This window comes from Streptomyces sp. KL116D (assembly GCF_030766975.1).
GTDB classification, from domain to species: Bacteria; Actinomycetota; Actinomycetes; order Streptomycetales; family Streptomycetaceae; genus Streptomyces; species Streptomyces longispororuber_A.
Genome location: NZ_JASERH010000105.1, coordinates 18,781 through 30,069 on the forward strand (window position 1 = coordinate 18,781; position 11,289 = coordinate 30,069).

Annotated in this window: 5 protein-coding genes and 5 pseudogenes; 2 read left to right on the forward strand and 8 right to left on the reverse strand. The window is 71.6% G+C overall.

Annotation, left to right across the window (positions count from 1 at the left end):
- Window positions 1-343: 343 nt before the first annotated feature.
- Window positions 344-688 (forward strand): annotated as a pseudogene (locus RBJ77_RS41115) (SDR family NAD(P)-dependent oxidoreductase); the annotation flags it as partial.
- Between the two features lie 10 nt (window positions 689-698).
- Window positions 699-842: pseudogene (locus RBJ77_RS41120) on the forward strand (3-oxoacyl-ACP reductase); the annotation flags it as partial.
- Between the two features lie 116 nt (window positions 843-958).
- Here the strand turns inward: RBJ77_RS41120 and RBJ77_RS41125 are convergent.
- The 8 genes and pseudogenes from RBJ77_RS41125 to RBJ77_RS41160 form a co-directional block, all read right to left on the reverse strand.
- Window positions 959-2,466 (reverse strand): annotated as a pseudogene (locus tag RBJ77_RS41125) (SDR family NAD(P)-dependent oxidoreductase).
- A gap of 113 nt (window positions 2,467-2,579) precedes the next feature.
- Window positions 2,580-2,813, reverse strand: coding sequence for a hypothetical protein (locus RBJ77_RS41130; protein WP_372349645.1), 234 nt, complete (start codon window positions 2,811-2,813; stop codon window positions 2,580-2,582).
- A gap of 612 nt (window positions 2,814-3,425) precedes the next feature.
- Window positions 3,426-4,846 (reverse strand): annotated as a pseudogene (locus RBJ77_RS41135) (wax ester/triacylglycerol synthase family O-acyltransferase).
- Window positions 4,847-4,965: 119 nt separating this feature from the next.
- Window positions 4,966-7,188: pseudogene (locus RBJ77_RS41140) on the reverse strand (GH92 family glycosyl hydrolase).
- 190 nt (window positions 7,189-7,378) lie between these two features.
- Window positions 7,379-7,750: an RICIN domain-containing protein gene (locus RBJ77_RS41145; protein WP_372349646.1), complete on the reverse strand. Its 372-nt coding sequence runs from the start codon at window positions 7,748-7,750 to the stop codon at window positions 7,379-7,381.
- 582 nt (window positions 7,751-8,332) lie between these two features.
- Window positions 8,333-9,052, reverse strand: coding sequence for a hypothetical protein (locus tag RBJ77_RS41150; protein WP_372349647.1), 720 nt, complete (start codon window positions 9,050-9,052; stop codon window positions 8,333-8,335).
- Window positions 9,053-9,957: 905 nt separating this feature from the next.
- Window positions 9,958-10,242, reverse strand: a complete 285-nt coding sequence (locus tag RBJ77_RS41155; RefSeq protein WP_372349648.1) for a hypothetical protein — start codon at window positions 10,240-10,242, stop codon at window positions 9,958-9,960.
- Window positions 10,220-10,378 carry a hypothetical protein gene (locus RBJ77_RS41160; RefSeq protein ID WP_372349649.1) on the reverse strand — a complete coding sequence of 53 codons (159 nt, stop codon included), beginning with the start codon at window positions 10,376-10,378 and terminating at the stop codon, window positions 10,220-10,222. Before RBJ77_RS41160 ends, RBJ77_RS41155 begins: the two co-directional genes overlap by 23 nt.
- Window positions 10,379-11,289: the final 911 nt, after the last annotated feature.

Here is an 11,289-nt window from a genome sequence, read left to right on the forward strand (position 1 = left end):
GCTGTGTCATGAGCGGCTCCGCCGCGGGCGCGAAAAGCCCCACGCACCCGTAGCCGGCGACGCCCCATCGACACACCTGGCGCACCAACCGTCCACGACCACCCCACCCCACTGACCCGTCGTCACGCCCACCCGCCCCGTGAGAACGTACCCGCATGAATGCGGAGCGCGTGCTCGACGGCCGGGTAACCCGTCGTGACCGGGGCCTCACGCAGCATCGGCCGCGCGATCGCCGAGGAACTGGCCCGCGCGGGCGCCGACGTGTGCGTGACCGCACGCCACACCCAGGGCCTCGCGGGAGACGGTCACCGCCCTGCGCGCGCTCGGCGCGAACGCGGTGGGCGTGGCCGGGTCCGTCGCCGACCCGGCCCACCTGTGGGAGGTGACGGAGCGGACCATGACCGAGCTCGGCCGGGTCGACGTCGTGGTGAACAACGCGGCGACGAACCAGCCGTACGGCCCGCTCATGGACGCCGACCCCGAGGCGTGGCGCACCGCGTTCGCCGTGAACGTGGAGGCACCGCTGCGCCTGGTGCAGTGCGCGTGGCGGGCGTGGATGGGCGAGCACGGCGGCGCCGTCGTCAACGTGTGCACGGAGGGCGCCGCGCACGTCGGCCCGCACGTGGGCGCGTACGGCACGAGCAAGGCGGCGCTGCTGCACCCTGACGGCTCAACTGGCCGGGGAACTGGGCCCGTCGGTGCGGGTCAACTCGGTGTCCCCGGGCTCGTGCGCACCGAGATGGCGCGCTTCGTGTGGGAGACCGCTGGAGGAGACGGTGGCGGCGGGGGCTGCCCGCGGGCCGGATCGGGAGCCGGCGGACGTGGCCCGGGCGGTGCGCTGGCTGGTGTCGGACGAGGCGTCCTGGATCACCGGCGCGGACCTGCTGGTGGACGGCGGCACCCGGGTGCGCGCCGCCTCACCGACCGGCGACGCGCACGCCGTGCAGCGGCAGCTGCGTCACCACTTCCCAGGGCTCGTAGTCCTTCAGGGAAGACGCCGTAGACGTCGTCGCCCGACTCGCCGCGGACGACCGGGTCGTAGACGCGGGCGGCGCCGTCGATCAGGTCGAGCAGGGGCGTGGAAGCCCTCCTCGGCGAGGCGCAGCTTGTCGTAGTGCGGGCGCTCGTCGGTGATCCAGCCGGTGTCGACGGACGTCATGAGGATGCCGTCGGACTGGAACATCTCCTGGGCGCTGGTCCGCGTCACCATGTTCATCGCGGCCTTGGCGGCGTTCGTGTTCAGGTGGCCGGCGCCCTTGCAGCCGCGGCCGAAGACGCCCTCCATCGCCGAGACGTTCACGACGTACGCGCGGCCGCTGCCCGCCTTCTTCGCGGCCTCGGCCATCGCCGGGCGCAGGGCGCTGATCAGGATGAACGGCGACGTGTAGTTGCACAGCTGGGTCTCGAGCAGCTCCACCGGGGAGATCTGGTCGATGGTCTGCACCCAGGTGTTGGTGTCGACGACGTCCGGGACGAGGCCGCCCGCGTCGATGGCGGTGCCGTCGAGGTGCCGCTCGATGCTGGCGTTGCCCGCGACGAGCGCGAGGTCGGCCACCTGCTGCGCGTCGATGCCACTGGTGCCGATGGGCAGCGCGGCGATGCCGTCGACCGCGCCCGAGTTGAACGCGCCGATCACGGGTGGGCGGGCAGTTCACCGGCGGGCAGCGGCGCGCTCTCGCCCTCGACGAGAGGCGGCGTAGGCGGAGGGCAGCCGGCGCACGGTCTGCGTCGCGTTGTTGATCAGGATGTCCAGCGGTCCTGCCGCGGTCAGCCGCTCGGCGAGGGGCCACGGACTGCGCGGGGTCGCGCAGGTCGATGCCGACGACCTCCAGGCGGTGGATCCAGTCGGCGGAGTCCTCCATCGCCTTGAAGCGGCGGATGGCGTCGCTCAGGGAAGCGCGTGGTGATGGTGGTGTGGGCGCCGTCGCGCAGCAGCCGCAGCGCGATGTACATGCCGATCTTGGCGCGGCCGCCGGTGAGCAGGGCGCGCTTGCCGGTGAGGTCGGCGCGGGCGTCCCGCTTCTCCCGGTTGAGGCGGGCGCAGTCGGGACAGAGCTGGTGGTAGAAGTAGTCGACCTCCACGTACCGGGTCTTGCAGGTGTAGCAGGAGCGCGGGCGCTGGAGTATCCCCGCGATCCGGCCCTCCTCGGTGATCGACGACGGCAGGGATGCCCTCGGTCTCGTCGTCGATGCGCTGCGCCGAGCCGGTCGCGGTCGCCTCGGTGACCGCCTTGTCGTGGGCGGTCTTGGCGGCCCGGCGCTCCTGGCGGCGGCGCTGCTTCACGGTCCGGTAGATGCCGGCGGTGGCGCGCCGCACGATGATCGCGTCGGGGTGTGGTCGACGTCCAACGTGTCGAGCTCGTCGAGGACGGCGAGGCAGACGGCGAGGCGCTCAGGGTCGATGCCGGGACCGTACGCGATCTCGTCGCCGGGCCCGGGGGCCTCGTGGTTCTCTGTCACCGTCATCGCTGTTGCCGTTCCTCGGGTCACCCGCGTCGCGCGCGAACCGCGCTCGCTTTCGAATGCGGAATTTTACGGGCAGCGGGCCCTGTCTCCAAACTCGTTCCGCGGCGGCGAATCTACGTTGTAGGTTTGGCGAGGTCGGGACGGCGTGCGCGCAGCACCGAGGACGACCAGGAGAGACCGTGGACCGCATAGGAATCATCGGCGTGGGCGAGCTCGGCCAGGGCCCTGGTGACCGGCTGGTGCGAGGGGGTCGCCGACCCGCCGTCGATCACGCTCTCGCCGCGTGGCGCCCGGGCCGCCGCCGAGCTCGCCGGGCGGTATCCGGGCGTGCGGGTCGGTGCCGACAACCAGGAGGTGGCGGACCGCAGCGACCTGGTGGTCCTCGCCGTCCGCCCGCAGGACCCGCGCGCAGGCCCCTCGACGGGCTGCGGATCAGGGACGGCAGGTCGTGCTCAGCGTCATGGCCGGCGTCACGGCCGACGAGGTGCGCGGTCTGCTCGGCACCACCGTGCCCGTCGTGCGGGCCATCCTGCTGCCCGCCGTGCGCGAGCGCCGCTCAGTCGCCGTGACCTGCCCGGCGCCACCCGGCCGTGGACGCCCTCTTCGACCGGCTCGGCGGGGCGCCGCCCGTCGCGGACGAGAGCGACGCTCGACGTCTTCCAGACGCTGACGTCCACGCTGACCACGCACTACTGGTACCTGGCGACGCTCACCGCATGGGCCGCCCGGCAGGGTTCCCGCCGAGGACGCGGACCGGTACGTCCGCGGCCTCTTCCAGGAGGTCGGCCGCACCCTGGGGGACGGCTCGCGGCCCCTGCGGCAGCTCGCGGGCGACCACGAGACGCCGAAGGGCACGAACGAGCGGATCCGCACGACCTGGTTCGACCCGCGGGCCGAGAGCCCTGACGGAGGCGCTGGACGCGCTCGCGCGACCTCGGCCGGCCCGGCGTGGACCCGGGCTAGGCGCCGCAGGCGGCCAGCAGCTCCTTCACCTCGTCCGTCACCGCGCCCGCCCAGGACGTCCAGGTCGGGTACGGCAGCGGCGTCGGCGACGAGCCCGTAGTGCACCCGGCCGCGGTACGTCAGAGACGGCCACGGCGAGGGACTGGCCCTGCGCGAGCGAGGGCCAGCAGGGAAGACCTCGGTGAGCGGGCAGCCAGCCGGGCCTCAGGCCGAGGCTGGGCAGCAGCACGCTGGTGACGAGCAGGTCGAACAGCAGGCGGGCGTTCTGGCCGACGAAGGTGCCGCCGAGCCGGTGGCCGAAGCGGCGGCACGTGGTCGGCGAGCAGCGCCACCGCGCCCCGCTCCGCGGCCGGACCGTGGTCCTTGCGCCGGTCCATGGTGGCCCGCACGACCGGGAGCCGTTCGAGGGTCGCCCTCCCCACGGGCAGCCGCACCAGATAGCCGGAGAGCCGGTTGCCCTGCGGGTGGGCGGTGCGCGGGCGGCGGCGGGAGACCAGGGACGAGGGCGCGCGGCTCGACGCCCGCGCTGCCGTCGCCGCGCTCGTCGAGCCAGCGCCGTACCGCCCCGGCGACGACGGCGATCAGGACGTCGTTCACCGTGCCGCCCACCGTCTTGCGGATCCGGTGCACGTCGTCCCAGGTCGAGGGACGATCCCGGCGGTGCGCCGCCAGCCGCTGGCGTCGGCGGTGAGCGCGGGCGAGTCCGCACGCCCCAGGTGGCCCGCGCCACGGACGCGCCGATCGACAGGGGCCTGCGTCGCGCCGCCCGCGAGCGCCCGCACGTGGCCGGGTAGCGCCGCGGGTCGAGGTCGCCGAGCGTGATCTCCCGCATCCCGGGGGAACGGCAGCCGCAGTCCGCGGCGCAGCGCCGGCTCGTCCTTCGGTGCGCGTGTCACAGGGCAGGTCGACGGGGTCCATCACGGCCGCCGCAGAGTGTCAGGGCGCGCAGTCCGTCGGCGAGGGCGTGGTGGGAACTTGGAACAGGACGGCGAACGAGGCGCCGTCCGCCGCGGGAGCACGTGCGCCTCCCACGGCGGCCGCCGCCGGTCGAGCGGCCGCTCCATCAGGGCGCCCGCGGCCGCGTGGAAGTCGTCCACGGGGAGCGAGTGAGCCGCACGTGGTCCAGCGGCTCGAAGTCGGTGACGGGCACCTGGGCGGCGCCGCCGGCGGGAATCAGCACTCCCGCTATGCGCATCCGCAGTCCCGGCACCCCGGCGGCGCGGGCCGCGAGCAGTTCGTCAGGGCGTGCTGCGCGGCGCCAGGCGCATCGGCCTCGAAGACCCCCAACGCACCCAGGTGCATGGGGTGTTCGGCGGTCTCGATGTTCCGAGAAGGCAAGGTCGAGTGGCGCGAGCAGGTCCGAGCTCTTGGCGGTCGTGGAGTGCTCTCGCGTCGACGACGGGAGTGAGCGGTCAATCGCCCTCACTCGATTACGGTCGAAGTACGATCTCGGCACGCTCAGTTAGCACAACAGATTAAGACCCGCCTCTCTGGGAGAGGCGGGTCCCGTGGGACAGGTGTGGGCTGTCTAGTACGTCACTTCAGCGCGGGCGGCGCCGCGTCGGCACCGGTCCCCCACGCCGACGGCGCACTGCCCACCTCGAAGGAGAGGTCCCGCAGTCCGCGCAGGTCCTCGGTGGTCAGATACGTCTTGCCGTACGCGGTCCCGTTCGTCCGGGCGGACTGGATGTAGCGCACCGAGTCCGAGGTGCCCGGCGCCCGCACGGTCAGCTTCCCTGCGGGTAGTACCGCCGGTCGAGCGTGACGTCGACCCGCTCGAACACCGGCGTCGACAGGCCCCAGGTGTCCGTGCCGGGCTGCACCGGGAAGATCCCGATGGACGACAGGACGTTCCACGCGGACATGGTGCCGAGGTCGTCGTTGCCGGTCATGCCGGTCGGCGCGTCGGTGAACAGGGTCAGCGCGGCGTGCACCACGTCGGTGGTCTTCCACGGCTGTCCCGTCGACAGGTACGTGTAGGGCGCGATGAGGTCGGGCTCGTTCTGCGGGTTGTACTTGTCCGCGTTGTAGTAGGCGTACGGGCCGTTGACCCACACCTCGCGGGCGGTCTTCGCCGGGTCCTCGACCAGCTGGTCGTAGGCGAAGAACGAGTCGAGCCGCTGGTTCGCGGCGTCCTGCGCGCCGATCAGGCCGACCATCCCCGGCAGGGTCCTGCGGCACGAGCCACTGGTACTGCCAGGACGTGCCCTCGTGGAAGCCCTCGCTCTCGGCGGGGTCGGCGGGCCCGGTGAAGGCGCCGGCCGCGTCCCGCGCCCGGAAGAACCCGGTCGAGCGTCGAAGATCTTCCGGTAGTTTTGGGCCCGCTCGGTGTACCGCTTCGCGTCGTCCGCGTGCCCGAGCTCCTTCGCCATCTGGCCGAGCATGGCGTCGGAGAGCGCGTACTCCAGGGTGGCCGAGGCGCCGTGGTCGTAGTCAGAGTCACCGGGCTTCACGTGCGCGCGGCCCTGACGTACGGCGCGAACCCGTCGGCCAGGTACTCCTTGTTGGCCTCGCGTCCGACCGGGGCCGAGTCGGTGGGCGGCACCCCGTCCGCGTTCTTCTTCAGCGCGCGGTACGCGTCCTCCTCGTGGCCCTTCAACAGCCTCTTGCTGGTAGGCGTTGGTGAGGAACGGGGTGACGGGGTCACTGGTCATGATGTTCGTCTCGACCGTGCCGCTAGCCCCACGCGGGCAGCCAGCCGCTGTCCTTGTCGATCTGGACCACGGACAGCGCCATGTCCCCGCGACTCGTGCGGCGCGAGCAGCGAGAGGAGCTGGGCCTGGGTGCGGTAGGTGTCCCACAGGGACCAGTTCTGGTGGTGCGTGAAGCCCTTGGCCCGGTGGACCTTCTGGTCCCAGCCGGTGTAGCGCCGTCGACGTCGCTGCCGACGTTCGGCGCGAGGAAGGACCGGTACAGCGACGGGTAGAAGGTCCGCGCGGCGTCTCAGCTGCCGCCCTGGGCCTTTACGTCGTCGGGCGGCCCTCCCACGCTGCCTGCGCGGCGTCGCCTGCACGGAGTCGAAGGGAACGCCCGCCCTCCGTGCGGAGGTTGAGGGCCGCGCCCTTGGCGTCGACGTAGGAGATCGCCGTGGTCGCCTCGACCGTGCGGTCCTTGCTCGTGTCGAAAGCGGACGTAGGCGCCGTTGCGGTCGGCGTCCGCGTCCGACGTCTTCGAGACCGGCGGTGACCGTGTCGCCCTTCAGGTGCCGGACGTGGTGAAGGGGCGGGTCGAACCTCGTGATCGTGTAGACGGTGTACGGCTTGGTGTCCTGGCGAAGCCGCTGCCGGTGATGGCGGTGCGCACGGTCCGGTTGTCGAGGGATCTCGACGCGTGGTGTGCGAGGCTCTTGTGGAGCGACTGCCCGGCGTTGATGAGGACGTTGGCCTTGTCGGTGGCCGGGAAGGTGTGCGCTGCACCCCGGTCGCTTCGTGGCGCTCAGCTCCGGCGTCGATCCCGGTCTTCAGGCCGACCTTGAGTAGCCGGGCGACGCCTTCTCGTCGTCGTGGCTGAACTCGGCCGCACGTACGACGCGTAATCGGTGCTCGTGACGTCACCCGTGGTGGGCAGCACCGGCAGGTCGCCGCCGAGCGCATCCCACGCCCGAGAGGTGGACGGTGGAGAAGCCGCGGTGTGTGGTTCTCAGGTAGTCGTAGCGTGTTGCGCCCGGTGTCCGGCGAAGCTGCACCATGCCGAAGCGGCACGGCGGCGCCAGGGGTAGGTGTTGCCCTCGTTCTCGGTGCCGATGAACGGGTTGACCAGATCGAGTAGTCGGCCGTCCGCGCCCGAAACGGCCTAGCCGCGGGCGCTGAGTCATACCGAGCAGGGGCGGCGGCCGCGGCACGCCGAGCGTGCGGCAGGTACGTCTCTTCATCGTGCGCCTCTCATGGTGCGCGTTCGATAACGTTGTCAGCGTGATGCGCGATCATTCTTCGTCCGTCCCGACAGCCCGTCAAGGACTCCAGGCGCCACGGTGGTCGTCCGTCCCGTTGTCGGCGAACCGCACCACTTGGGCACTAAGTTGGCGGAGCGACTTTCCTCCGTCGACGCCGAGCACCTTGCCGCTGTGCTCGTTGCGCAGCAGGAACCAGCCGTCGGCCCGCTCGGACTTGCGTCCACAGCAGGTCGGGCCGGCCGTCGTCCTCGTACTGCACGGCCGGGCGCTGTCGGCGGTCGAACCACCCTGCACCGCCAGGAACTTGCCGCTCTGGCCGTTTGCGGGGCGCGCACGGCCGTCCGCGCCCGCGTCGAGCAGCTGCCAGGCGTGGTCACCGTCCCCGTGCTTGTCGAACTGGACGGCCGCGCGTCGTTCGCTGGTGGGCATGGGAGTCGACGGCGAGGACCTTGCCGGCTGTGCTTGTTCTGGATGCGGTGGTACGCCGGTTTCGCGTCCAGTGTCCGTCGGGGGCGGTCGTGAAGGCGGTGATGCGCAGCCGGGCCGCGCCCATCGGTACGAGCGTCACGGTCTCCACCGCTGCCCGGCTGCAGGCGGGGCTGGGCTGGGCGGTGCGACGACGTGCTCGTCGTCGGCGATCCACCCGGGGATGCGGCGGGCCTTCGCGGCGAGACGTGACGGGGTGCCGTCGAGGGTGAATCGGGTTGGTCGGGCAGCGGCCCGGACCTGCGCCGCAGTGCGGTGAACTCCCGTCCACCAGGCCGTAGCTTTCCAGTTCGAGGCGGCGTGCACGTCGTACTCGGGGAAGGTGTCGCCGCCTCGCCGGTCCGTACGTACTTCTCGGCGACCTTCCAGCGAGTTAGGTGAGCGGCCCGTGGTCGAAACGCTGACGCCGCCAGATGGTTGCCCGGTCCAGGTGCGCAGCGTGGTGCGCTGCAGGCGCAGGGTGACCCGGTCGCCGTCCCGCCAGGTGCGCCGGACGGTGACGAAGGAGGGGCCCGGCCCGCGCCTTCACCTGTTGCCCGTTGACGGCGAGGCGCGGCCGGTCGCACCAGCCGCGACCCGCAGCCGCAGCGGGAAGTCGACGGGCCGGTCGACCTGCACGGTCAGCGTGATCGTCTCGTCGAACGGTAGTCGGTCCTCGCGCACGGTCACGGGCACGCCGTCGGCGCCCACCTTCGCCCCGCACGTCGCAGGCCGCGTGAGCGCGGCGGCGAGTCCGCCGTCGGGGGTGGCGAGCCAGAGCTCCTCGGTGAAGTAGGGCCAGCCCATGCCGCTAGTTGTGCGGGCAGCAGCGTACTGGTCGACGCCCGGCTGGAACGACTGCATGGCGAAGCCGTTCTGGAACTGGCCGTCGGTCTTGCGGGCGTTGTCGAGGTCGACGCCGTTGGCGCTGGTGATGCAGTGGATGCCCTTGCCCTGCGGGTCGAGGGCCGCCGGGAGCATGCTGGAAGGCGAGGTCCTCGCAGCGGTCGGCTCGACCGGGTCGCCGGTGATCGGGTGAGCAGCTCGCGCTGGCCCACGAACTCGACGATGCCGCAGTCGAAGCCCTGGCGCGGGTCGCCAGTAGCCGGGCCGGTAGTTCTCGTCGCCCGCGATGCCGCCGCCCGGGAACTGTCCATACTCGGCGAGGACTTGGTCGTAGGCGCGGTAGGTGGCGACGAGGCTGTCGGCGCCGCCGGTCGCCCACTGCGCGTACTGGGCGGGTCCGCGGAAGCCCTGGGCATGCACGTTGACGCCGCGTGGGCAGGGCGCCGGTCCAGTCGGCGCCGTAGTGGTGCATCTTCTCCACGAGGCTCGTCAGGAACGGGTCGCCGGTGCGCTCGTACAGCCAGCGCGCCGTGTCGATGCCGTCGCCCCAGCGCACGGAGACCGCTGGAGTCGAAGGCGCCCTTGCCCTGCGCCTCCATGTACCGCAGGAACCGGGTCAGGAACGGGACGATGCGCTCGTCGTGCGCGTACTCTCGTACGTGCGCAGGGCCATGAGCAGCGGCAGGAACGGCCAGAAATCGCCGCCGTTCAGGAGGTGCGCAGGGCCCGCGGGCCGGAAGAAGCCGCCGGACTCCTGGGTGGCGAGGATCGCGTCGATCCAGCGCTTGCTGGTGGCGAGCGCCGCGGGTCCCGGGTGGCGACGGCGAGCTGCGTACGAACGCAGCCGTAGGGAGTTCCCTCAGCCGCCGAGTTCGGTGGGCCCAGCCGCTGGTGTCCATGGCGAGGAAGTGCGAGCGCTCCTCGTAGCGGCCGCAGAGTCCGGCGAGCTGGAGTCCCAGCTGGCCGGCAGAGCTAGCCGCGGGCGGTGATGCTGCCGGCGGGAGGCGGGTGAAGGCGTCGGCGGCGCCGGCCGCGTCCGCCCTGGCCGTGGCGCCGGCCGCGCCACCGAACGCGGTGGCCGCGGAGGAGACCACCGTCGCGGCCTGGCAGCACGCCGCGTCGTCGTCCTGTCTGCGCCGAAGCCGCTCTCCCACGAGAAGGGCGCGGCCCGGCGTAGCGGGCTGCCCCGAGCTGCTCTCGGACCAGGAGCAGTTCCTGCACGGTCGCCTGCGAGGCGTCGCGGATCAGTCGCCTGCTGGGCGCCGTGCACGCGCTTCACGTCCGGCGACGACCCTGCGGTCGTAGGTGGTGAGCCGTTCAGAAGCTCACCCTCCACGTCGAGTCTGCGTGGGCGGCGCCGTTGCCGCGCAGGCCAGCTTTTTGTGCACCTCGTCGAGCTTGGTGAGGTAGTCGTCCGTGTACGTCGCGGGGTCACGTCCACGTACGACTGCTGCGCAGACCAGGCGTGACCGGGTGAGGCCGAGTCCGCCGTACTCGCCCCGCACGACCGGGGCCGCACCGTCGGGGTTCGGTGGCAGGGCCGGGCTCGGATAGCCGTGTTCGTCCAGGATGTCGCCGGTTCTCGTCTCAGGCCGGTTGATACCGGACATCAAGGTTGATCAGGCGGGTCGGGTCCCACGACTTGGCACGGTCGGCGAGGCGCGCCTCGGCTCGTACTGGCCCCCAACCCTCGTTGAAGGTATTGCATACCGGCGCCGACGGGTGGTTGTAGTGCTGGTCGATCATGATCTATTTCATCTCACTCGAACTCGGCGCGGGCGGCCGTGGACAGGTTCACCCGGCCGTCATCGCCGGCATACCCTGCCAGACGAGCAGGCCCAGCTTGTCGGCCCAGTAGAACCAGCGGTCAGGTTCGACAGCGAGTATTAGCCCCGCGGACGGAGTTAGAGGCGTCTCTTGTGCATGCTTCTTCAGGTCATGCACTGACGCGCCTCGTCACTGGGCGCGGTGTGCAGGCCGTCCCGGCCCACAAGAAGCCCTGGTCGAGAATTTGTATCATGAAGAATTGGGCTTGCCGTTAGAAGGCACGGTGCGCGGGGTGCCCGTCCACCTGCTCGACCTTGATGGAGCACATCAGTAGCTGCCGACGCGGTCCGTGCCGACGCTCACCTTGGTCGGTACAGGAGTAGGGTCGTCCGGGGTCCACAGCCGCAGCAGCGATCTTCAGGGTGAGCAGCGATCCCAGGTGCCGGTGGCGGTGGCCACCTTGCGGTCTCGGCATTGCGCGGTGGCCGTGACCGGAGTCCGGTCCGGACTCCCCGTGGTGTCGGCGGTCGGGTGGCCACTTGTCCCCCTTTTCGATGGCCGGCGTCAGCTTCCAGGTCGGTGACGTGGTCGGCCGCGACGGGCTCCATCCACACCGTCTGCCAGATGCCCGACGGCGGGGTGTACCAGATGCCGCTGGGGTCCGAGGCGCTGCGCGAGAGCGGCGGGTTCTCGCCGTTCGCCGCGTCCGGTCGGGTCGTGGAGCGCCGACGATCCAGCTCCCTGGGTGCGGCCGGGCTTGAGCGCGTCGGTGACGTCCGCGCTGGGCTTGTCGTAGCACGCCCTTGTGGTCCGGCGACCTGCTGCCGTTGACTTGTAGACCTCGGACTTCCAGTCAGACGGCGCCGAGGTTCAGCTGGAGGCGCTGTGCT